This window comes from Burkholderia sp. BCC1993 (genome assembly GCF_905339865.1).
Classification (GTDB): domain Bacteria; phylum Pseudomonadota; class Gammaproteobacteria; order Burkholderiales; family Burkholderiaceae; genus Burkholderia.
The window spans coordinates 121034-142986 of the sequence record NZ_CAJPGZ010000020.1 but is presented as its reverse complement, the minus strand read 5'-3'; the positions used below and the strand labels follow the sequence as shown (position 1 = coordinate 142986).

The following is a 21953-nucleotide window of genomic DNA, read 5'->3' as shown; positions in this document are numbered from 1 at the left end:
TGATGCGACGCAGGCGGCGTCAGGCCGCCTTGTACTGGTTGCGCGCTTCGGGCGTGCGATACAACACGAGCGTCGCGATCAATCCGCAGATCGCGGCGACACTCAGCCACAGCCCCGGTGCCGCCTTGTTGCCGGTCTGGTGGATCAGCAACGTCGCGATCGCCGGCGTGAACCCGCCGATCGTCGTCGCGAGGCTGTACGCGAGCGAGAAGCCGGCCGTGCGCACATCGGCCGGCATCACTTCGGTCAGCGCGACGACCATCGCGCCGTTGTACGAGCCGTACAGGAACGACAGCCACAGCTCGACCGCGAGCAGCCGCAGGAACGACGGATCCGCCACGAGCCACAGCACGGCCGGATAGGCCGACAGCAGCGTGAGCACCGTGAACGCGATCAGCACCGGGCGGCGGCCGATGCGATCCGACAGCGCGCCGGACAGCGGCAGCCAGATGAGATTGGACAGGCCGACGCAGACGGTCACGACGAGTGCGTCGAGCGACGACAGGTGCAGCACTTCCTTGCCGAACGTCGGCGTGTATGCGGTGATCATGTAGAACGACACCGTCGTCATGATCACCATCCCCATGCCGGCGATCACGACGCCCCAGTTTTCGAGCATCGAACGCATGATCTCGCCCATCGTCGGACGGTGACGCTTCGCGAGGAATTCGTCGGTTTCCTTCAGCGAACGACGGATCAGGAACAGGAACGGAACGATCAGGCAGCCGATCAGGAACGGAATGCGCCAGCCCCACGCGGTCATGTCCTCGGCCGGCAACGCGCGGTTCAGCAGCACGCCGACGAACGCGGCGAACACGACCGCCACCTGCTGGCTGCCGGATTGCCACGACGTATAGAACCCCTTGTGGCCCTTCGTCGCGATCTCCGACAGGTAGACGGACACGCCGCCGAGCTCGACGCCCGCGGAAAAGCCCTGCAGCAGCCGGCCGAGCAGCACGAGCACCGGCGCGAGCACGCCGATCGTCGCGTAACCCGGTATCGCGGCCACCGTGAGCGTGCCGAGCGCCATCAGCCCGAGGGTCAGGATCAGCCCTTTGCGGCGGCCGTGATGGTCGATGTACGCGCCGAGCACGATCGCGCCGACCGGGCGCATCAGGAAGCCCGCGCCGAACACCGACAGCGACAGCATCAGCGACGCGAACGCGTTGCCGCTCGGAAAGTACGTTTTCGCGATGGCCGACGCGTAATACCCGTAGACCATGAAGTCGTACATTTCCAGGAAATTGCCGCTGACGACCCGGAACACGGTACGGAATTTTGATTCCTGCGCGACGGCGTGTATGGCTGTGGACATGTCGTTCTCTCGGCTCGGAAGGCGCGACCCGCGCGCCGTGGGGATCCAACGATGCGTGTCTCGCCCGGGCCGGCGTGCACTGGCATCGCTGCCAGCTGGCGGCGCCGCGCGCAACGATGCGCATGCCGGCATGGTTCGCGGATGATGCCACGCGAAGCCGACAATTGCCTTGTACCGGGCCGGCGTTGCGGACGCCGCGTCCGGCTCGTACGAATCGCGTCGAAAGGCGCATCAAAATCAGATTGATCCGATCGACCGATCGCGATCGCCTGACCACAATGTCACGATTTGCGACGCACTCCGCGCCGCGGCCGGCCACGCGGCCCGCGTCGCACCGCGTACCGCCCTCATGATTCCATCGCCCCTCGTTTCCGTCGAAGGCTCAATCGCCCGCCCTCGCGTCGCGCCGCTCGACGGCGTGCCGCCGTTCGGCCGCGAATGGCGGTTCGGCGCCGCGTCCGGCAGCCGCTCCGACATGCGCTGCGTGGCAACGTTGACGACTTCATGCATCGACGTCGACGCGCCACATCGCACCTGCCGCTGGCAGCCGCTGGCCGCCGTACAGCCGTCGTCAGCGGGCGTATCAGCCGTTGCGGCCGGCGCCACCGGTCAGCATCAGCACATCGCACGTGCCGTCGGTCGAGCACACGACCGGCGGGCACGGCATGCCGCCTGCTGGAGCATCGGCGCACTCGCGATCATCGGCGGGCTGATCGTCGTCCACGAACCGTTCCCGAATGTCGCTCGTTCGCCGGTGATTCGAAATGCCGGCGCCGTGCCGGAGCACGCGACGGAATTCACGGGTCGAGTGCGGATCGCCGGGGCCGAGCCCGCCACGCCGGCCATCACGCCGGCACCGCACCGCGCGGCGCGGGCCGTTGCCAATACACCTATCACATCGTCGCAGCCCGCACGCGACGCTGCGCTCGAGCCCTCGCCGCGACTCGCCGACGCAGCGCCGGACGTACGACGCGCCGCCACCGCGGCGGCACCGTCGCCGAATCGACCGAACGGCACGCACACGGCAGCCCCGCAAGTCCACCCGCCTTCCGCGCCGCGGTTCGCCGGCCGCCCGTCGATCACGCACGTCGCATCGCGCATGCCAACACCCGGTCGCGCCGGTTCACTGCCGGTTCCGGACACCCGGCACGACCAGCACGCATCGCTCGACGATCCGCTCACACTGATCGCGATGGCGAACGCGCTGCACGCCGATCGCCCGGCATGGGCGGCCGACGCGCCCGCCGCAGACTTCGACTGGACGACGCACCTGTCCCACCATCGCCTGACCGACGCACCGACCACGCTCACCCGCTGACGCGCGGGCAATAAAAAACCCGGCGAAGCAAGCCGCGCCGGGGTTTCGTTCGTCGACCGATCCGTCGGGCCGGCCGCTCGTCACTTGCGCGCGGGCAACCCCGTTTCGGTCTGCCGCTCGAGTTGCCGTACCTGCTCCTGCAGTTCGCGCAACTGCAGCTGCGCCGCCCGCTTCTCGACCTGCAGCGCCTGCGTCTGCTCCTGCGCCGATTTCTGCCGCTGCACGACCTCGGCCTGCTGGCTCCGCGCGACGCTCAGGTCTGCTTGCAATTGCTGGGCACGATTCGCCTGCAGCGCGATCACGCGTTCGAGGAACGCCTTCTGCGCCTGCAGTTCGGTGCGCCGGATTTCGACGTCCGCGAGTTGCGTCGTCTGCTGGACGAAGTTCGCGTACACCATTTCCGCGCGGGTCTTCTCCTGCGACTTGACCACGCGCCACAGATGCTTGTCCTGGAACAGCGCGACGTAATACGTCATCTCGCGCGGATCGAACATCAGGCTCGCGCCGTAGCTGCCGTTATAGGTGGTGCGCATCTCGACGATTCGCCCGTCGTGCAGCATCTGCGTGAGCTCGGCGACGTTGCCTTGCGCGGTGGCGTCCGTGGCGGATGCCGACGCCGCAGTCGCCGCATCGCCGCGCAGGCTCGTCACCGCGGGGCGCGAGCCCGCGACCGGCGCAGTCGCGTCGACGGACCACGCCGCGCCCGCGTGCACGCAGGCGGCCAGCGCAACGATCCACGTTGCGCATCGTGCAGGGGAAAAATCTCGGAAGGCCAACGTCAGACTCCGGCGAACGAATCGGGAGTCGCGATTATCGTTCAAAACGAAACGGCCGCATCTCGAATTTAACGGGATGCGGCCGGCCTTCCAGGGAGGCAATGCAAACGCCGGCTACAAGCGGGTTTCGCGTGCCGCGCGCAGGAATGCATCGAGCAGCGGCGTGCAGTCGAGCAGTTCGGCGCCGCCCGCGCGATGAAACTCCGGGTGCCATTGCACGCCGACGACGAACGGCGCGCGCCGGTAGCGAATGCCTTCGATGATCCCGTCGCCGGCCGACACGGCCTCGATGTTCAGATCGCGGCCGAGATCGCGGATCGCCTGATGGTGGATCGAATTGACGATCGCTTCGCTGCGTCCGGGAAACATGCTCGCGAGCGTCGACGAGTCGGGGAAGCGGATTGCGTGGCGATGCTGGTCGTAATGCTCGCTCACGTGTGCATTCGCGGTCGGTACGTCGGTCGCGATGTCCTGGTACAGCGAGCCGCCGAACGCGACGTTGATCAACTGGCAGCCGCGGCACACGCCGAGCACCGGCTTGCCGGACTCGACGAACTCGTGAAACAGCTCGAGCTCGTACATGTCGCGCACGCGGTCGCCCGGCCATTCGGGACGCGCGTCCGACGCCGCGTAAGTTTGCGGCGACACGTCGGCGCCGCCTTGCAGCAGCAGGCCGTCGAGATGCTTCGCGTAGTCGCGCAGGCGGATGTTGCTCGGGTGCAGCATGCCCTGGTGACCGACGGTCGGGATCATGAACACGAGCACGTCGCGCGACATCACCCAGTGCGCGATCGATTCCTCGAGGTACTGCAGCGTCTTGCCGCGCAGCCCCTTCGCGCCCGGCTCCGGATGGAAGATCCGCGCCGACACGCCGATGCGCAGCGTGCGCTGCGTGATCCGCTGGCCGGCGCGATCGAACATCCGGCGGGCGCGCGCCGCGATGATGCGGCCGAATACCGACCACGGCGTATCGCTTTGCTTCAGGTAAGCCGGCGGCACGTTCTGCGCGCTCGCGGGCGGCGGACGCGGCGTGTCGAAATCGGGCTGCGCGCCGAAACCGGGCGGCGCTGCACCGGGTTTCGGCGGCGCTGCACTGCCTTCGGCAGCGGCACCCGTCGTGCCCGCGGCGCCCGGCTCGGACGCCGCCGTGACCGGCGCTGCGCCATTCGCCGCGACGACCTGCGCAGCGGCAGCCTGCGTGGCAGGCGCCTGCGGCGTGGGCGCCGGACCGGAACGGGGGGAATCGGTGGAAGCGGAAGAAGTGCCGGGCAGACCGGCCGGGGAAGGCGTGTTTTCGCTCATGACGATGGTCTGGTACGTCGCTCGCGCGTATTGGATTGACGAGGATTCATTATGCTTCAGTGCACGATCGCGCGGTAAACCTGCAACATCCTGTCGAAATTGTTGCAAGTCGTCGCATCCCCGGCCGGACGTGCCACCGGACTCCATTCGGCGGTATCGAAGGTCGTCCGGGCGAACTGGACAGCTGTGATATATCACAATAATATTCACGGATCGTCCACGTTACCCGATCGCCCGCGCCATGACCGCGCCCTGTCCTGCCACCGCGCCCCCGCCTGCATGAACGCCCTGACCGACGCCCTCCACGACCGGCCCGCCGCATCGGCGGTCAGCCTCGCCGACCGCGCGTACGCGCTGATCCAGCGCGACATCATCACGATGCGCCTGAAGCCGGGCGCCGCGATCAACGAAGCCGACCTCGTGGCCCGCACCGGCATCGGCCGCACACCCGTCCATCAGGCCGTCCACCGGCTGGTGCTCGAAGGGCTGCTGTCCGTGATGCCGCGCAAGGGGCTGATGGTGCAACCGCTGTCGCTCGACGACATCGTCGCGGTGATCGACGTGCGCCGCATCAACGAAGCGCATTGCGTCGAACTCGCCGCCCGCCACGCAACGCCCGACGATCTCGCGCGCATGGCCGCGCTGCTCGACGACGGCCAGGCCTGCGTCGACTCGCACGACGTCGAGGGCATGATGGAGCTCGACCGCGCGTTTCATCAGGCGATCGCCGCGGCGGCACGCAACACGGTGCTCGCGGAAATCCTGCGCGCGCTGCACGAACGCTCGCTGCGCTTCTGGTTCGTCACGCTGTCCGAGCCGCATCACCTGTCCGACGTCCAGCACGAACACCGCGAACTGTTCGAGCGGCTGTCCGCGCGCGACGCCGCCGGCGCGCGCACGGCCGTCGAACGCCATATCGATTCGTTTCGCGCCACCCTTGTCCAACACCTTCGCCCCTGAGCCGCCCATGACCACCTTCACGCCCTTCCCTCCGCTCGCCCAGCTCGCCGCCGACCTCGCCGCCGGCCGGACCACGAGCCGCGCGCTCGTCGACGTCGCGCTCGACCGGATCGCCGATCCGGCCGGCCAGGGTGCCGCCGTCTTCACCGAAGTCGACGCCGACAACGCGCGCGCGGCTGCCGACGCGCACGACCGCCTGCGTGCCGCGGGCACCGTGCTGTCGCCGCTCGCGGGCATCCCCGTATCGGTGAAGGATCTGTTCGACGTCGCGGGCCAGGTGACGCGCGCCGGTTCGCGCGTGCTCGACGGGGCGCCGCCCGCCAAGGCCGACGCGGTCGCCGTCGCGCGGCTCAAGCGCGCGGGCGCGGTGCTGGTCGGCCGCACCAACATGAGCGAGTTCGCGTTCTCGGGGCTCGGGCTGAATCCGCACTTCGGCAATCCGCGCTCGCCGTACCACCGCGACGTCCCGGGCGATGCACGGATCTCCGGCGGCTCGTCGTCGGGCGCGGCCGCGTCCGTCGCCGACGGGATGGCCGCCGTCGCGCTCGGCACCGACACCGGCGGCTCGATCCGCATTCCGGCCGCCCTGTGCGGGCTGACGGGCTTCAAGCCGACCGCGAGCCGGATCCCGACGCAAGGCGGCGTGCCGCTGTCGACCACGCTCGACTCGTTCGGCCCGATCGGCCTGACGGTTGCCTGCTGCGCACTCGTCGACCGGATGCTCGCGGGCCTCGAACCGCACGTGCCGGCCGCGCGGCCGCTCGAAGGCGTGCGGCTCGGCGTGCTGACCAATTATGTGACCGACGGCGTCGACGCCGACGTGGCCGCCGCGCTCGACGCATCGCTGAAGCACCTCGAAGCCGCGGGCGCGATCGTCACGGAAGTGCGCTTTGCCGCGCTCGACCGGCTGCCGGACATCAACCGCTTCGGCTTCTCGCCGATCGAGGCGTACGCGTGGCATCGCCCGCTGCTCGCGCAGCACCGCGACCACTACGACCCGCGCGTGCTGTCGCGCATCCTGAAGGGCGAGCCGGCGAGCGCGGCCGACTATCTCGACCTGCTCGCCGCCCGTCACGCGATGCTGGATGAAGCGGCACACACCGTCTGGGCGCGCTTCGACGCGCTCGTCGCGCCGACGGTGCCGGTCGTGCCGCCGCGCATCGCCGAACTCGAAGCGGACGACGCCGCGTTCACGCGCACCAATGCGCTGATCCTGCGCAATCCGAGCGCCTTCAACTTCCTCGACGCATGCGCGCTGTCGCTGCCGTGCCATCCGCGCGACGCGGCGCCGGTCGGCCTGATGCTCGCGGCCGCGCCGCATCGCGACGACGCGCTGCTCGCGATCGGCCAGGCGGTCGAGGCCGTGCTGAACACGATCCGGTGACCGCCCGCGTGGCATGACGGCGGGGTACGGACCGGACGAAGCGGCTGCGGCCGGGTGCCGCACGCGCGCTGTCAGTTTCGTGCCAGATCGTTCGCGCTAAAATCGCGCGATTGTTTATCGGACCGACCAACGACAGGAATCCCGCCGACATGAACGACTCCACGCTCGCACTCCGCCGTGAACGCCGCCTGCTGATGCTGCTCGGCTGTGTGTGCATTGCCCTGCTGGCCGGCGCGCTGTATCTGCAGTACGTGAAGAACGAAGATCCGTGCCCGCTGTGCATCATCCAGCGCTACTTCTTCGCGGCGATCGGGATCTTCGCGTTCCTGGCCGCGGGGATGCGCAACTGGCGCGGCATCTGGGTGCTCGAGCTGCTGATCGCGATCGCCGCGGCCGGCGGCGTCGGCACCGCCGCGCGGCACCTGTCGATCCAGATGAATCCGGGCTTCAGCTGCGGCTTCGACACGCTGCAGCCGATCGTCGACAGCCTGCCGCCCGCCCAGTGGTTCCCCGGCATGTTCAAGGTTGCCGGCCTGTGCGAGACGGTCTACCCGCCGATCTTCGGGATCCTGCTGCCCGGCTGGGCACTGATCGGCTTCGCCGTGATCCTGATTGCCGTCGCCGCGAGCCTCTGGCGCCATCGCCGCAAGCTGGCGGGCTGACCGCCGCGCCGCGCGATCCGGCCGACCGGTCGAGGCCGCGTGGCCGCGTGGCCGCTTCGTCCGGCTCGGCCGACGACACCGGCGCAGCCCCGATGCGGCCACACCCTGCCGGCCGCGCGTAAACACCTATCCCCGCCGCCGCCCCGATTCCCGGGCGAACGCGCGTCGCGCGACATCCGCGCGCACGCCCCGCCACGCATGCGTTTCGGCCCGACGCCCGCGCATCGGCGCCCCGATCCCGCGCGGCGGGCCTATGATCGACATGATCGCTGTCTGATAGCCCGGATCACCGCCCGGCCATGTTCCCGCCGCCTTGCGGTGCTATCTTCGCGACTGGATGGCGATCTACGTGCGCGAGGCCAGGCGGTCTCACCTCCTGCGTAACGCGCGCCCGATCCGCAATGTCGACTGGATTCAACATGACAACGCAAACCATCCGCATCCGTCACCCTCATGGCGTCCGCACGTTCCGCGGCGTCGTTCGCGCGCGCCTTCGGCGCACGGCCACCGCACTGAACCCGTCGTGCGGCCGGCCCGCCTCGCTCCCGTCCGTCCTCGTTGCCGCCGCGCCCGCCAGCCCGCGCCGCGCGTCGTGCCGAATCGTCCCGAACGGAGCGTGCTGATGGAAGCCTGGCTCGGCGATCTGCAGCAACTGCTTGCACACGGCGAAGCGGCCGTGCTCGTGACGGTCGCGCATACCGACGGCTCCGCGCCGCGCGAGGCCGGCACCAAGATGCTCGTCACGCGCGACACGGCCCGCCATACGATCGGCGGCGGTCATCTGGAATGGAAGGCGATCGAGATCGCGCGGCACCTGCTGAAGGACGGCGCGCACGTGCCCCACGCGCGCCGGCTCGAACGGCTCGCGCTCGGCCCGAGCCTCGGCCAGTGCTGCGGCGGCGCGGTCGTGCTCGCGTTCGAGCGGCTCGACGTCGGCGACCTCGGCTGGATCATGTCGCTCGCGAAGCGCGTCGCGGCGGGCGCCGCGACCGTGCGTAGCGTATCATTCGGCCCCTCGCCGGGCACGCCGCTGCTGAGCGAGCCCGAATCGCCGGCCGCGCGTGCCGATTGCCTGCTGTGGGAAACCGGCGGTGTATCGTTGATGACCGAAACGATCGCGCCGTATGCGTTCCCCGTCGTGCTGTTCGGCGCCGGGCACATCGGCACCGCGCTCGTGAAGGTGCTGGCGACGCTGCCGTGCCACGTGCGCTGGATCGACGGCCCCGATGCGGTGTTCCCGCCGGCCGAGGCACTCGCCGGGATCGGCAATCTCGCGATCGACGCGCTTGCCAGCCCGGCCGATGCCGTCGACACGGCGCCGCCGCACGCGTACTTCGTCGTGATGACGCACGACCACGCACTCGATTTCATGCTGGCCGAGCGCATCCTGCGGCGCGGCGACTATGCGTACTTCGGGATGACCGGCTCGCACACCAAGCGCGTGCAGTTCGATCATCGGCTGGCGGCGATCGGCATCGACCCGGCCCAGGTCGCGCGGATGCACTGCCCGATCGGCGTCGAAGGCATCATCGACAAGGCACCCGAAGTGATCGCGATCTCGGTGGCCGCGCAGTTGCTGCAGGCCGTCGAGGCGAACGCACCCGTGCAGGCTTCCCCCACATTCTGACCGACCAAGAACAACGCCATGACCCCGACATTCAAGGACAAGATCGCCCGCGCTCCGAAAGCGGAGCTGCACATCCATATCGAAGGCTCGCTCGAGCCCGAACTGATTTTCGCGCTCGCGCAGCGCAACGGCGTGAAGCTCGCGTACGAATCGATCGACGCACTGCGCGCCGCATACGCGTTCACCGACCTGCAGTCGTTCCTCGACATCTATTACGCCGGCGCGAGCGTGCTGCTGACCGAGCAGGACTTCTACGACATGACGGCCGCGTACTGCGAACGCGCACTCGCCGACAACGTCGTCCACACCGAGCTGTTCTTCGACCCGCAGACGCACACCGAACGCGGCGTGCCGATCGAGACGGTGGTGGCCGGCATCGACCGCGCGCTCGCCGATGCCGAGCAGCGCGGGCTGTCGAGCAAGCTGATCCTGTGTTTCCTGCGCCACCTGTCGGAAGAAGATGCGCTCGCGACGTTCGACGCCGCGCTGCCGCTGTTCGAACGCTATCGCCATCGGCTGATCGGCGTCGGGCTCGACTCGTCCGAACTCGGCCATCCGCCGACGAAGTTCGCGCGCGTGTTCGAGAAGGCGCGCGCGCTCGGGCTGAAGCTCGTCGCGCATGCGGGCGAGGAAGGCCCGCCCGCCTATATCTACGAAGCGCTCGACGTGCTGAAGGTCGACCGGATCGACCACGGCGTGCGCAGCATCGAGGATGCGGCGCTCGTCGAACGCCTCGCGCGTACGCGCACGGCGCTGACCGTGTGCCCGCTGTCGAACCTGAAGCTGTGCGTGTTCGACGACATGGCGAAGCACACGCTGAAGGCGCTGCTCGATCGCGGCGTCGCGGTGACGATCAACTCCGACGATCCGGCCTATTTCGGCGGCTACGTCAACGACAACTACTTCGCGACGGTCGACGGGCTGCAGCTGACGGACGCCGAAGTGCACGCGGTGATTCGCAACGGCTTCGAGGCGTCGTTCGTCGACGCCGCGCAGCGCGATGCGCTGATCGCGCGTCTCGATTCGTACTGGCAGGGCGCGTGACGGCCGGCATCGAGGTTCGCTAGACAGATGAAACACCGCAACGACATCCGCTTCGCGACGACCGGTTCGGCGTTGTGCCGCACCGGCCGCCTGCGTGCGCCGGGCACGCAGGCCAGCATCGCGTCCGTCGTACGCGTGGCGACGGCGTTGTGCGTCGTCGCGCGCCGAAGCCTGTCGCTGCGCGTCGTGCAACGACTGTTGCGGCTCGCGATGCCGGTCGCCGCCGAGCCGGTCGCCGTGATCGCGATCGCCATCGCGATGGCGGCGCTGTCCGCTGGTACGTCGGCAAGCGCGGCCACGGCCGCCGCGCTTGCGTGCGCGATCGCAGTGCGCGGCGCCGCCGCCTGCGCGGCTCGCCGCATCGCGCATGCCCGGGCCGCCCCCGCCGCGCCGCCGCCCGCGCGGCGCCGACCGTTTTCTTCTGTTCGCCTTACCTTGATGCAGGACCATTCGTCATGACGCAAACCGCTTTCCGTTCCCAGCTGCTGACCTTCAACGGCGACCCGGCGCAGTCGAGCCAGGCCGCGAACTACGAGACCGACGGCCTCCTGATCGTCGACGACGGCAAGGTCGTCGCAGCCGGCCCGCATGCGCGGCTGGCCGCGACGCTCGCGCGCGACGCGGTCGTCCACGACCTGCGCGACAAGCTGATCGTGCCCGGCTTCATCGATACGCACATCCACTATCCGCAGACGGACATGATCGCGTCGCCGGCCCCCGGCCTGCTGCCGTGGCTCGACAAGTACACGTTCCCGACCGAGCGCCAGTTCGGCGATCCGGAACATGCGCGTGAAGTCGCCGACTTCTTCGTCGACGAATTGCTCGCGTGCGGCACGACGAGCGCGCTCGTCTACTGCACCGTGCACAAGCAGTCGGCCGATGCGCTGTTCGCGGCGAGCGATGCGCGCGACCTGCGGATGATCGCGGGCAAGGTGCTGATGGACCGCAACTGCCCCGAGTTCCTGCGCGACACCGCGCAATCTGGCTACGACGACAGCGCCGAGCTGATCGGCCGCTGGCACGGCAAGGGCCGTCAGATGTACGCGCTCACGCCGCGCTTCGCGCCGACCTCCACCGAGGCGCAGCTCGAGGCGTGCAGCGAACTCGCGCGCCGCCATCCGGACGTGTTCGTGCAGAGCCACGTCGCGGAAAACGTCGACGAAGTGAAATGGGCGGCCGAGCTGTTCCCGGGCCACCGCAGCTATCTCGACATCTACGATCGTTACGGGCTGCTGCGCCCGCGCGCGGTGTACGGCCACTGCATCCATCTCGACGACGAGGACCGTCGCCGGATGGCCGAGACGCGCACCGTCGTCGCGCACTGCCCGACGTCGAACTTCTTCCTCGGCAGCGGGCTGTTCGACTTCGACAAGGCCGGCGAATACGACGTGCCCGTCACGCTCGCCACCGACGTCGGCGGCGGCACGTCGTTCTCGATGCTGCAGACGATGAACGAGGCGCACAAGGTTGCGCGGCTGTCGGGCCACCACCTGAGCGCGACGCGGATGTTCTGGCTCGCGACGGCCGGCGCCGCGCAGGCGCTCGATCTCGCCGACACGGTCGGCACGCTCGCGCCGCGCACCGAAGCCGACTTCGTCGTGCTCGACCCGCAGGCCACGCCGCTGCTCGCACGCCGCACGAAGCGCGCGGAGTCGCTCGAGGAACTGCTGTTCGCATTCGCGCTGCTCGGCGACGACCGCGCCGTGTACCGCACGTACGCGGCCGGCCGGCTCGTACACGAGCGCGGTGCCGCACGCCGCGCCGCCGCGTAACCGGCGCACCTGAGCCCCACCCTGCTCCGGCATGCGCTGCAGCGCATGCCGGCGCCGTCGAATTCGCCGCGAGCGGCACGCGCCGTGCTAGAATTCGCCGCTCATTGGGGAGTAGCCGCTCCGCTCGATGTCCCGCGCCCCCGGCGCGCATCGTGACGGAGGCGTCCGTCAACAGACTTGGCCGTTCGGCCATGGCGGGCGCAGCCACCAAGGCCTGGCGAGACCGATGGTTCACTGCGCGCCGCATCAGGGCCCGGCGCGCGGCGGATCGTCGCTCGCACGCACAACATCGGCCCGTGGAACCCCATACGTGTCCCAAGCATTCCTGATCTCCACCGGCGCCGTCGCCCTCGCTGAAATCGGCGACAAGACCCAACTGCTGTCCCTCGTGCTGGCCGCGCGCTATCGCAAGCCCGTGCCGATCATTCTCGGCGTGCTGGTTGCGACGGTCGTGAACCACGGCTTCGCCGGTGCGCTCGGCGAATGGCTCGGCATTCTCGTCACGCCGTCGATCATGCGCTGGGCGCTCGCATTCTCGTTCATCGCGATGGGCTTGTGGATCCTCGTGCCGGACAAGCTCGATGCGGACGAAGCCAATGCGAACCGCTCGCGGCTCGGCGTGTTCGGCGCGACGCTCGTCGCGTTCTTCCTCGCGGAAATGGGCGACAAGACGCAGATCGCAACCGTCGCGCTCGCCGCGCGCTTCCAGGATTACATCGGCGTGGTGGCCGGCACGACCTTCGGGATGATGCTCGCGAACGTGCCCGCGATCCTGCTGGGCGACCGTTTCGCGCACCGCCTGCCGACGAAGCTGGTGCACGGCATCGCGGCCGTGCTGTTCGTCGTGCTGGGCGCGCTGGCGCTGCTGGGCGTCGGAGTCTGACGCACGCAGGCAAGTGGCGCGGCCGGGCGGCCGCGCCGGTGTCGATACCGCGTTACTTCGCGACCGCCGCACCCGATGCCGGCGCCGCCGGCACCGCGCGCTCGTTGGCGGCCGGCGCGGCCGGCCCGCCGCGCTTGTCGACCGGCAGCCGCACCGTGCGGATCGCCCCGTTCGACAACGGGAAATCGGCGAGCGCGCTGCGCGCGAGAAACGGCATTGCATACAGCAGCGCGCCGTTGTCGCCCGTAGTGCGCGCGGTCACGTTATAGACCTCCTTGCCGGTCACGCGCTCGGTGATCCGGATGCCGAGCGTGTAGTCGAACACCTGATAGGTCTGCGCGACGTAGCCGGCCGGCGTCGGCCCCCAGGGCCCCCACGGGCCCCACGGCCCGCCTCGCCAGTACGGCCCCGGCCCCATGAACCACGGGTCGTAGTAGACCGGCTGCGGCACCGTCACCAGATCGCTGCCGACCCCGTAGGCCAGCCCGACCAGATAGCGTGCCTGCGCGGCCGGTACCTGCCGGAACGCATACGCCGACAGCTCGTTCGCGACGATCGGCTCGTAGGTCGACTGCTCGATGCTGTGCTTCTGCGCGTCGGTGCGCGTGAAGGCGTAAGTGCGCGTCGCGTCGCTGCCGCTCCAGTCGGAGAAAGCCGTAACCTGTGTCGTCACGTAGCTGGTGCAGCCCGTCAGCAGCGCCACGCACAGCACCGCCGCCCAGCCCGCACCGCGTTGAATCCATTCACGTTTCATGTCGATCCTCGTCGATCCGTCACCCGTTCGTCGCACCGCGCGAACCGCACGGGATGCCGATAATACGCGGACTGCCGGAACCGGTAAAAAGTTCGCGCGGCACGCGGCCGCAAGCCTTTGTACAATGGCCCGGTTCAGCCGGCCCGCGCTGCGGGCCCGATCCCCACTCCACCGATCTCGACGACCATGTCCGACAACGCCTCCTCCACCGTGATCCGCCGCGCCGACTACACGCCGCCGGCCTTCCTCATCGATTCCGTCGCACTCGAATTCGATCTCGCGCCGGCCCGCACGATCGTCAGGAACACGATGCGCGTGCGCCGCAATCCGGACGCGGCGCCCACCCCGCATCTGGAGCTGATGGGCGAAGCGCTCGAATTCCTCGGCGCACGGCTCGACGGCGCGCCGTATGGTCCGGTGCGCGCGCACGACCACGGGCTGACCGTCGAAAACGTGCCCGATGCGTTCGAGCTCACGCTCGACAGCGCGTGCGCGCCGGACCAGAACACGACGCTGTCCGGGCTGTACGTATCGAGCGGCAACTTCTTCACGCAGTGCGAGGCGGAGGGCTTTCGCCGCATCACCTACTTCCTCGACCGCCCCGACGTGATGGCGTCGTACACCGTCACGCTGCGCGCCGACAAAACCGCGTACCCGGTGCTGCTGTCGAACGGCAATCTCGTCGACTCGGGCGAGCTGGCCGACGGCCGCCACTTCGCGAAATGGGAGGACCCGTTCCGCAAGCCGAGCTACCTGTTCGCGCTGGTCGCGGGCAAGCTCGTCGCGATCGAGGAGAAGATCACGTCCGGCTCCGGCAAGGAAAAGCTGCTGCAGGTGTGGGTCGAACCGGCCGATCTCGACAAGACCCGTCACGCGATGGATTCGCTGATCCATTCGATCCGCTGGGATGAAAAGCGCTTCGGCCTCGAGCTCGATCTCGACCGCTTCATGATCGTCGCGGTCGGCGACTTCAACATGGGCGCGATGGAGAACAAGGGGCTCAACATCTTCAACACGAAGTACGTGCTGGCGAACCCCGAGACCGCGACCGACACCGACTTCGCGAACATCGAATCGGTGGTCGGCCACGAGTACTTCCACAACTGGACCGGCAACCGCGTGACCTGCCGCGACTGGTTCCAGCTGAGCCTGAAGGAAGGGCTGACCGTGTTCCGCGACCAGGAGTTCTCGGCCGACATGGCCGCGGGCGACGACGTCGAATCCGCGGCCCGCGCGGTCAAGCGCATCGAGGACGTGCGCGTGCTGCGCCAGCTGCAGTTCGCCGAGGATGCGGGCCCGATGGCGCATCCGGTGCGTCCGGAAAGCTACGTCGAGATCAACAACTTCTACACGATGACCGTCTACGAGAAAGGCTCGGAAGTCGTGCGGATGTACCAGACGCTGTTCGGCCGCGACGGCTTCCGCAAGGGGATGGACCTGTACTTCCAGCGCCACGATGGTCACGCGGTGACGTGCGACGACTTCCGTCACGCGATGGCCGACGCGAACGGGCGCGACCTCGCGCAATTCGAGCGCTGGTACAGCCAGGCCGGCACGCCGCGCGTGTCGGTGCGCACCGCGTACGACGCGGCTGCGCGTCGCTACACGGTCACGCTCGCGCAGGGCTACGGCGACGCGTCGCCGGCCGCGCGCGAGACGCAGCAGGGGCCGCTGCTGATTCCGTTCGCGATCGGCCTGATCGGCCGCGACGGCCGCGACCTGCCGTTGCGCCTCGACGGCGAAGCCGCCGCATCGGGCACGACGCGCGTGCTCGACTTCACCGACACCGAGCAGACCTTCACGTTCGTCGACGTGCCGGAGGAGCCGCTGCCGTCGCTGCTGCGCAATTTCTCGGCGCCGGTGATCGTCGAATACGACTACAGCGACGACGACCTCGCGTTCCTGCTCGCGCACGACAGCGACCCGTTCAACCGCTGGGAAGCCGGCCAGCGCCTCGCGACACGCGCGCTGCTGACGCTCGCCGCGCGCGCCGCCGCGAACGAACCGCTCACGCTCGGCGCGAACTTCGTCGCCGCGTTCCGCCGCGTGCTGACCGATGAAAACCTGTCGCCCGCGTTCCGCGAGCTCGCACTGACGCTGCCGTCGGAAACCTATCTGGCCGACCAGATGGCGGAAGCCGATCCCGCTGCCGTGCATCGCGCGCGCCAGTTCGTGCGCCGCCAGCTCGCGACCGCGCTGCGCGCCGAGTGGCTCGCCGCGTACGAGCAGCACCAGACGCCGGGCGCGTACGCGCCGACTCCTGAAGCCTCCGGCCGCCGCGCGCTGAAGAACCTCGCGCTCGCGTATCTCGCCGAACTCGAGGATCCGGCCGACGCCGTGCGCATCGCGACCGCACAGTACGACGCGGCGAACAACATGACCGATCGCGCCGCCGCGCTCGGCGCGCTGCTGTCCGCCGCGGCGGCCGGTGCGAACGACGCGGCCGCGCGCGCGCTCGACGACTTCTACCGTCGCTTCGAAAAGGAAGCGCTCGTGATCGACAAGTGGTTCGCGATGCAGGCCGCGCAGCGCGGCACGCCGGCCCAGCCGACGCTCGCGAAGGTCCGCACGCTGATGGCCCACCCCGCGTTCAACCTGAAGAACCCGAACCGCGCGCGCTCGCTGATCTTCAGCTTCTGCGCGGCGAACCCGGCGCAATTCCACGCGGCGGACGGCTCGGGCTACGCGTTCTGGGCCGAACAGGTGCTCGCGCTCGACGCGATCAACCCGCAGGTCGCCGCGCGCCTCGCACGCTCGCTCGAACTGTGGCGCCGCTTTACGCCGGCGCTGCGCGACCGGATGCGCGAAGCGCTCGAGCAGGTCGCGGCCGGTGCCAAATCGCGCGATGTGCGCGAGATCGTCGAGAAGGCGCTCGCGTAACGTCACGCACGCGACTCGCCGCGCGCGCCAGCGCGACGAAGCCGGCGCCGCCCCGTTGCGGCGCCGGCTTTTTTGTCATCTGACGGTTGGCGGGATCGGCGCCGGACCACGCGTTCGGCCCCCGGTTTTACCGCCGCTGCCGGGCCGATCCGCCGCGCCATGCACGCCGGAACCCGGCCGAACCGGCCGACCGACCATGTAACCGGACGAAAAAAGGCGGCGGCTCGGGAGGCGCGCCGGGTAAAATTGCGGCAATTCAAGGATTCTTTGGCCTCTCGGAGTCTGTCATGTCCATTGCCCGCCGCACCACGCTGTCCAAGTTCCTGATCGAGCAGCAGCGTGAGACCAACAACCTCCCCGCCGACCTCCGCCTGCTGATCGAAGTCGTCGCCCGCGCGTGCAAGGCGATCAGCTACAACGTGTCGAAGGGCGCGCTCGGCGAGGCACTCGGCACCGCCGGCAGCGAGAACGTCCAGGGCGAAGTGCAGAAGAAGCTCGACATCCTGTCGAACGAGATCCTGCTCGACGCGAACGAATGGGGCGGCAACCTCGCCGCGATGGCATCGGAGGAAATGGAAACGTTCTTCCCGATCCCCGCGAACTACCCGCGCGGCGAATACCTGCTCGTGTTCGACCCGCTCGACGGCTCGTCGAACATCGACGTGAACGTGTCGATCGGCACGATCTTCTCGGTACTGCGCTGCCCGGACGGCAAGCTGGCCACCGAGGAATCGTTCCTGCAGCCGGGCACGGAGCAGGTCGCGGCCGGCTACGCGGTGTACGGCCCGCAAACCGTGTTCGTGCTGACGACCGGCAACGGCGTGAACTGCTTCACGCTCGACCGCGAAGTCGGCTCGTGGGTGCTCACGCAAAGCAACATGCAGATCCCGGCCGATACGCGCGAATACGCGATCAACGCATCGAACGCACGCCACTGGTACGAACCGGTCCAGCGCTACGTCAACGAACTGAACGCCGGCAAGGAAGGCCCGCGCGGCGACAACTTCAACATGCGCTGGATCGCGTCGATGGTGGCCGACGTGCACCGGATCCTGAACCGCGGCGGCATCTTCATGTACCCGGCCGACAAGCGCACGCCCGATCGTCCGGGCAAGCTGCGCCTGATGTACGAAGCGAACCCGATGTCGTTCATCGTCGAACAGGCGGGCGGCGCCGCGACGACGGGCACGCAGCGCATCATGGAAGTGCAGCCGACCGGCCTGCACCAGCGCGTGCCGGTGTTCCTCGGTTCGAAGAACGAAGTCGAGCGCGTGACCGGCTATCACAACGAAGGCGAAGGCAAATAAATTTGCACTGCAGCACTAGACGGAGGTGCGGGACGTCAGTACAATCGCGCCTTCGCGATGTGGCCCTGACAGGCTGCATCGCAGTGAAGTGAAAGCGGGAAGTCCGCCGGATCGAGGGTTTCGCGAAGCAGCAGCAGCAAGCTGAAAAAATTTCGCAAAACCTATTGCCAAGATCTCGGATTTCACCATATAATTTCATTTCTCTGCTGCCGGTGTAGCTCAGTTGGTAGAGCAGCGCATTCGTAATGCGAAGGTCGTAGGTTCGACTCCTATCTCCGGCACCAAGATATAAAGGCCTGATAAGCATCGCTTGTCAGGCCTTTTCTCTTTTCTGGCCGCAATTCCGGCCACGATTTCCGATACGCGAAGTCGTGCGCCACCCTCACCGCCATTTCCGCTTGCGGGCATCCCCCGACTCCCGCACCGCGCGCCGCCGATTACAATTGCCGGACCACCCGCCCCTCCCCAGCATCATGCGCACCTGGCGTCTCGAGCGACCGAACCTCAGCGGACAACTGGACGTGTCCCGTGCGACCGGTCTCGTCGCCGCGATCGGCGGCAGCGAGCCGAACGCGTTCGCCGCGGAAATCCTGAAGCTGTTCGACGATGCGCTGGCCGTCACGCAATGCACGATCTTCGCGTACGAGTTCGGCAACCGGCCGCGCACCGTCTCGGTCGCCGATCATCGCGGCGGCCGCTACCTGCGCGACGTTGCCGACACCTATGCGCGCCATTTCTATGCGCTCGACGGCAACCAGCAGATCGTCTCGACCGCCGGTCGCCGCACGCAGCGCCGCGACGTGCTGCTGCATCAGCAGGCCGGCGACGAGATCGGCCACGACGCGTATCGCACGGCCTGCTACCGCGGCCCCGACGTATCCGATCGCCTCGCGTTGCTGATGCAGCCGAACGACTCGACCTGGCTGTCGATCAATCTGTATCGCGCGCACCGCAGCGGCACGTTCCAGCCGCGCGAGATCGCGGCCATCGAAACGCTCGCACCGCTGATCGCGCAGGCCGCACAGCATCACTACGCGCTCGCGGGCTCGGCGCAGATCGGCATCCCGCAACAGATGCTCGCGCGGCTGCGCGGCGCATGCCCGACACTGTCCAAGCGCGAGCTCGACGTGCTGCGCGGCGTGCTCGAAGGCCAGACCGCGCAGGAGATCGGCGAGACGATCGGCGTGAAGGCTTCGAGTGTCGTCACCTATCAGAAGCGCGCGTACCGGCGCCTCGGCATCTCGAGCCAGCGCCAGCTGTTCGCGCTGTGCCTGCAACCCTGAACGTCGCCTGCCGATCCTGAACGCGTCGGGGTAAATCCCGGCCCGCCGCCAGCCGTTCGCCGTACCCGGAATGGGGACAGCGGTGTCCGGCGCGGCTTCCATACTGCATCCAACCTGCCGCACGCATCGCGTCGTCGAGCGTGCGCGTTCGATCAGCGCAACCTGGAAGCCAACGATGGGCATCGAATTCAAACCCTACCCGTTCGTCGCCGTGCGTCATCCCCCGCACCTGCCGACCTGCAGCGCCGGTGTCGATACGCAGCGGCACCGCGTCGCGATCGTCGGCGGCGGCCCGGTGGGCCTCGCCGTCGCACTCGGCCTCGCCAATCACGGCATCCGCAGCGTGCTGCTCGAAGCCGATGATTCGGTCTGTCACGGCAGCCGCGCGATCTGCATCTCGCGACGCAGCCTCGAGATCATCGAGCGGCTCGGCGCGCTCGACAGCTTCATGCGCGTCGGACTGCCGTGGAGCGGCGGACGCAGCTTCCATCGTCACGACGAAGTGCTGCATTTCACGATGCCGCAGGACGAGAACCAGAAGCTGCCGCCGATGGTGAACCTCGCGCAGTATCACATCGAGCAGTTCCTGCTCGATGCCGCGCTGCGCCGCCCCGAGCTCATCGAGATCCGCTGGCAGACGAAAGTCGCGGGCGTCACGCAGCACCCGGCCGGCGCGCGCCTCGACGTCGATACGCCGCTCGGCCGCTATGCACTCGATGCCGACTGGGTCGTCGCGAGCGACGGCGGGCGCAGCACGATACGCGATGCGCTCGGGCTGTCGCTGCAGGGCACAAGCTATGAAGGCCGCTACGTGATCGTCGACATCGCGCTCGACAGCGACCGGCCGACCGAGCGGCTCGCGTACTTCGACCCGGCGTCGAACCCCGGCTCGACGGTACTCGTCCACAAGCAGCCGGACAACGTATGGCGGATCGACTATCAGCTGCGCGACGATGAGGATCCCGAAGCAGCCGTGAAACCCGAGAACGTGATCCCGCGCGTGCAGAGCCTGCTCGACATGATGGGCGAGCGCGGTGACTGGTCGCCGATCTGGATCACGATCTACAAGGCGAACGCGCTGACGCTCGAACGCTATCGGCACGGCCGCGTGCTGTTCTGCGGCGACGCCGCGCACCTCGTGCCGATCTTCGGCGTGCGCGGCGCGAACTCGGGCATCGACGACGCCGACAATGTCGCGTGGAAACTCGCGTACGTGATTCGCGGCCTCGCGTCGGACGCGCTGCTCGACAGCTATTCGGACGAGCGCGTGTTCGCGACGCACGAGAACCTGCGCTACGGCACCAAGAGCACCGAGTTCATGGCGCCGCCGTCGTTCGCGTTCGACCTGATGCGCAAGGCCGTGCTGACGCTCGCGGTCCGGCATCCGGCGTTGCGTTCGCTGATCAATCCGCGCCAGACGTCGGCCATCGCCTACACGGCGTCACCGCTCAATGCGGACGAGCGCGATGCGTTTTCGGCAGGGCCGTCGCCCGGCATGGTACTCGCGGAATGTCCGCTGATGCTGCACGCGTCGGGCAACATCGGCACCGACGAAGGCGCGCGTCGCGGCCACCTGACGGATCTCGTCGGCCCGCGTTTCACCGCGTTCCGCTTCATGCGCGACGGTACACCCGATCCGTCGTTCGCCGATCTCGGACAACACCTGCACGACGCCGGCATACCGTTCGCGCTGGTCACGCTCGCACGGCACGCGGCACCGCAACAGCCGGGATGCGGCGGCTACGATGCCGACGGCCGGCTGTTCGACCTGTACGGCGCGCGCGACGGCACCGTCTATCTCGTACGTCCGGACGGACACGTGCTCGGCCGCTGGCACGATGCACGCGCCGCCGACCTGACCGCCGCACTCGAGCGCGCGCTGCACCCGCGCACGTCATCCGATAGTCAGGAGAACGCATGATGACCGACACCGAACGCGACATCCTCTACACCGACCTGTGCCGCACGATGACCGGCATCGGCGAAACCGATGCGGCGCTCTTTCTCGCCCGCTTCGCGTTGCTGGCGATCGAGGCGATCGACGATGCGGCGACCGCCGCCCGCCTGATTGCCGACGCCGGCGCCGGCCTGCCCGACACGGGCACACCGGCGCCGACGCACGGACGATGACGCATTGACGCATGACGCACCATCGTGCGGCTCCCTCCTTACAGATTCATTTCGAATGACAGACGAATCCTCTGGAAAAACCCGTTAAGGGTGCATAACATTACTTAACGATTCCGACCCGTCTATCGCGTTACATTGCGTGGGCGGCGCGGCGGGTCGCATGCCGCCTTCATGCAGGTTGCGGCGAAACAGCCGACGTCCGGTCATTTCGACTCAACACAAGGAGAAGATCACCATGACTCATGGCTTGATTATGTGGCTCATCATCGGCGCGATCGCCGGCTGGCTGGCGGGCCTGCTCGTCAAGGGCGGCGGGTTCGGCCTGATCGTCGACATCATCGTCGGTATCGTCGGCGCGGTGATCGGCGGCTGGCTGGCCGGGCTGCTCGGCATCACCCTCGGCAGCGGCTTCATCGGCTCGGTGATCGTCGCGGTCATCGGCGCCGTGATCCTGCTGTTCGTGATCCGGCTGTTCAGGCGCGCGGCCTGACGATCTTCTCGCGCGCCTTCGGGCGCGCGTTCGGTTGTTGCATCGAAGCGGCGCGCGGGGCCCCCC

19 protein-coding genes, 1 tRNA gene and 1 riboswitch are annotated in these 21953 nt (G+C 68.4%); of the genes, 16 read left to right on the top strand and 4 right to left on the bottom strand.

Features of this window, described 5'->3' with window-relative positions:
* Positions 1-19 precede the first annotated feature (19 nt).
* Positions 20-1315, bottom strand: a complete 1296-nt coding sequence (locus U4Y91_RS30095; RefSeq protein WP_321808112.1) for an MFS transporter — start codon at positions 1313-1315, stop codon at positions 20-22.
* Between the two features lie 169 nt (positions 1316-1484).
* On the opposite strand from U4Y91_RS30095, the gene U4Y91_RS30090 reads away from it, so the two are divergent.
* The gene (locus U4Y91_RS30090; protein ID WP_321808111.1) at positions 1485-2633 is read left to right on the top strand and encodes a hypothetical protein; all 1149 of its coding nucleotides are present in this window, start codon (positions 1485-1487) and stop codon (positions 2631-2633) included.
* Between the two features lie 80 nt (positions 2634-2713).
* Here U4Y91_RS30090 and U4Y91_RS30085 read toward each other — a convergent pair whose 3' ends face one another.
* Both U4Y91_RS30085 and U4Y91_RS30080 read right to left on the bottom strand, forming a co-directional pair.
* Positions 2714-3409: a DUF2968 domain-containing protein gene (locus U4Y91_RS30085; protein WP_321808110.1), complete on the bottom strand. Its 696-nt coding sequence runs from the start codon at positions 3407-3409 to the stop codon at positions 2714-2716.
* A 114-nt stretch (positions 3410-3523) separates the two neighbouring features.
* Positions 3524-4711, bottom strand: coding sequence for a type 1 glutamine amidotransferase (locus tag U4Y91_RS30080; protein WP_321808109.1), 1188 nt, complete (start codon positions 4709-4711; stop codon positions 3524-3526).
* A gap of 279 nt (positions 4712-4990) precedes the next feature.
* Between U4Y91_RS30080 and U4Y91_RS30075 the strand changes: the two genes are divergently transcribed.
* The 8 genes from U4Y91_RS30075 (at position 4991) to U4Y91_RS30040 (ending at position 13043) form a co-directional block, all read left to right on the top strand.
* The gene (locus U4Y91_RS30075; RefSeq protein WP_321808108.1) at positions 4991-5671 is read left to right on the top strand and encodes a GntR family transcriptional regulator; all 681 of its coding nucleotides are present in this window, start codon (positions 4991-4993) and stop codon (positions 5669-5671) included.
* Positions 5672-5678: 7 nt separating this feature from the next.
* Positions 5679-7055: an amidase gene (locus U4Y91_RS30070; protein WP_321808107.1), complete on the top strand. Its 1377-nt coding sequence runs from the start codon at positions 5679-5681 to the stop codon at positions 7053-7055.
* Between the two features lie 149 nt (positions 7056-7204).
* Positions 7205-7717 (top strand): disulfide bond formation protein B, encoded by a 513-nt coding sequence (locus U4Y91_RS30065; protein WP_321808106.1) that lies wholly within the window; start codon positions 7205-7207, stop codon positions 7715-7717.
* 622 nt (positions 7718-8339) lie between these two features.
* The gene (gene xdhC, locus U4Y91_RS30060; RefSeq protein WP_321808105.1) at positions 8340-9344 is read left to right on the top strand and encodes a xanthine dehydrogenase accessory protein XdhC; all 1005 of its coding nucleotides are present in this window, start codon (positions 8340-8342) and stop codon (positions 9342-9344) included.
* A gap of 18 nt (positions 9345-9362) precedes the next feature.
* Entirely contained in the window at positions 9363-10388 is a 1026-nt protein-coding gene (locus U4Y91_RS30055) for an adenosine deaminase (protein WP_321808104.1), read from the top strand.
* 27 nt (positions 10389-10415) lie between these two features.
* On the top strand, positions 10416-10847 hold the full coding sequence (locus U4Y91_RS30050; RefSeq protein WP_321808103.1) for a hypothetical protein: 432 nt from the start codon (positions 10416-10418) through the stop codon (positions 10845-10847).
* The gene (guaD, locus tag U4Y91_RS30045; RefSeq protein ID WP_321808102.1) at positions 10844-12160 is read left to right on the top strand and encodes a guanine deaminase; all 1317 of its coding nucleotides are present in this window, start codon (positions 10844-10846) and stop codon (positions 12158-12160) included. The genes U4Y91_RS30050 and guaD overlap by 4 nt, the downstream gene beginning before the upstream one ends.
* Before the next feature lie 94 nt (positions 12161-12254).
* Positions 12255-12392, top strand: a riboswitch (yybP-ykoY riboswitch).
* A gap of 78 nt (positions 12393-12470) precedes the next feature.
* Positions 12471-13043, top strand: a complete 573-nt coding sequence (locus tag U4Y91_RS30040; protein WP_044848551.1) for a TMEM165/GDT1 family protein — start codon at positions 12471-12473, stop codon at positions 13041-13043.
* Between the two features lie 52 nt (positions 13044-13095).
* Here U4Y91_RS30040 and U4Y91_RS30035 read toward each other — a convergent pair whose 3' ends face one another.
* Entirely contained in the window at positions 13096-13797 is a 702-nt protein-coding gene (locus U4Y91_RS30035) for a DUF4136 domain-containing protein (protein WP_321808101.1), read from the bottom strand.
* Positions 13798-13983: 186 nt separating this feature from the next.
* Here U4Y91_RS30035 and pepN point away from each other — a divergent pair, with 186 nt between their 5' ends.
* The 7 genes from pepN to U4Y91_RS30000 all read left to right on the top strand — a co-directional run bounded on the left by pepN (position 13984) and on the right by U4Y91_RS30000 (position 21887).
* Entirely contained in the window at positions 13984-16677 is a 2694-nt protein-coding gene (gene pepN / locus U4Y91_RS30030) for an aminopeptidase N (RefSeq protein WP_321808100.1), read from the top strand.
* Positions 16678-16964: 287 nt separating this feature from the next.
* On the top strand, positions 16965-17984 hold the full coding sequence (locus U4Y91_RS30025) for a class 1 fructose-bisphosphatase (protein WP_321808099.1): 1020 nt from the start codon (positions 16965-16967) through the stop codon (positions 17982-17984).
* 208 nt (positions 17985-18192) lie between these two features.
* Positions 18193-18268, top strand: a tRNA-Thr gene (locus tag U4Y91_RS30020).
* Between the two features lie 189 nt (positions 18269-18457).
* Complete coding sequence (locus U4Y91_RS30015; RefSeq protein WP_321808098.1) at positions 18458-19267, top strand: helix-turn-helix transcriptional regulator; 810 nt, start codon at positions 18458-18460, stop codon at positions 19265-19267.
* Between the two features lie 175 nt (positions 19268-19442).
* Positions 19443-21188: an FAD-dependent oxidoreductase gene (locus U4Y91_RS30010; protein ID WP_321808097.1), complete on the top strand. Its 1746-nt coding sequence runs from the start codon at positions 19443-19445 to the stop codon at positions 21186-21188.
* Complete coding sequence (locus U4Y91_RS30005; RefSeq protein WP_321808096.1) at positions 21185-21397, top strand: hypothetical protein; 213 nt, start codon at positions 21185-21187, stop codon at positions 21395-21397. Before U4Y91_RS30010 ends, U4Y91_RS30005 begins: the two co-directional genes overlap by 4 nt.
* A 235-nt stretch (positions 21398-21632) precedes the next feature.
* A complete protein-coding gene (locus tag U4Y91_RS30000) occupies positions 21633-21887 on the top strand; it encodes a GlsB/YeaQ/YmgE family stress response membrane protein (RefSeq protein WP_321808095.1) in 255 nt (84 codons plus the stop codon).
* Positions 21888-21953: the final 66 nt, after the last annotated feature.

What these genes read in the sequence shown, in the direction of transcription:
- U4Y91_RS30050 (WP_321808103.1), top strand. Translation starts at nt 10,416, where the DNA reads ATGAAACACCGCAACGACATCCGCTTCGCGACGACCGGTTCGGCGTTG.
- xdhC (WP_321808105.1), top strand. Translation starts at nt 8,340, where the DNA reads ATGGAAGCCTGGCTCGGCGATCTGCAGCAACTGCTTGCACACGGCGAA.
- U4Y91_RS30080 (WP_321808109.1), bottom strand. Translation starts at nt 4,711, where the DNA reads ATGAGCGAAAACACGCCTTCCCCGGCCGGTCTGCCCGGCACTTCTTCC.
- U4Y91_RS30070 (WP_321808107.1), top strand. Translation starts at nt 5,679, where the DNA reads ATGACCACCTTCACGCCCTTCCCTCCGCTCGCCCAGCTCGCCGCCGAC.
- U4Y91_RS30015 (WP_321808098.1), top strand. Translation starts at nt 18,458, where the DNA reads ATGCGCACCTGGCGTCTCGAGCGACCGAACCTCAGCGGACAACTGGAC.
- U4Y91_RS30025 (WP_321808099.1), top strand. Translation starts at nt 16,965, where the DNA reads ATGTCCATTGCCCGCCGCACCACGCTGTCCAAGTTCCTGATCGAGCAG.
- U4Y91_RS30035 (WP_321808101.1), bottom strand. Translation starts at nt 13,797, where the DNA reads ATGAAACGTGAATGGATTCAACGCGGTGCGGGCTGGGCGGCGGTGCTG.
- U4Y91_RS30055 (WP_321808104.1), top strand. Translation starts at nt 9,363, where the DNA reads ATGACCCCGACATTCAAGGACAAGATCGCCCGCGCTCCGAAAGCGGAG.
- U4Y91_RS30010 (WP_321808097.1), top strand. Translation starts at nt 19,443, where the DNA reads ATGGGCATCGAATTCAAACCCTACCCGTTCGTCGCCGTGCGTCATCCC.
- U4Y91_RS30095 (WP_321808112.1), bottom strand. Translation starts at nt 1,315, where the DNA reads ATGTCCACAGCCATACACGCCGTCGCGCAGGAATCAAAATTCCGTACC.
- U4Y91_RS30000 (WP_321808095.1), top strand. Translation starts at nt 21,633, where the DNA reads ATGACTCATGGCTTGATTATGTGGCTCATCATCGGCGCGATCGCCGGC.
- U4Y91_RS30075 (WP_321808108.1), top strand. Translation starts at nt 4,991, where the DNA reads ATGAACGCCCTGACCGACGCCCTCCACGACCGGCCCGCCGCATCGGCG.
- U4Y91_RS30005 (WP_321808096.1), top strand. Translation starts at nt 21,185, where the DNA reads ATGATGACCGACACCGAACGCGACATCCTCTACACCGACCTGTGCCGC.
- U4Y91_RS30065 (WP_321808106.1), top strand. Translation starts at nt 7,205, where the DNA reads ATGAACGACTCCACGCTCGCACTCCGCCGTGAACGCCGCCTGCTGATG.
- pepN (WP_321808100.1), top strand. Translation starts at nt 13,984, where the DNA reads ATGTCCGACAACGCCTCCTCCACCGTGATCCGCCGCGCCGACTACACG.
- guaD (WP_321808102.1), top strand. Translation starts at nt 10,844, where the DNA reads ATGACGCAAACCGCTTTCCGTTCCCAGCTGCTGACCTTCAACGGCGAC.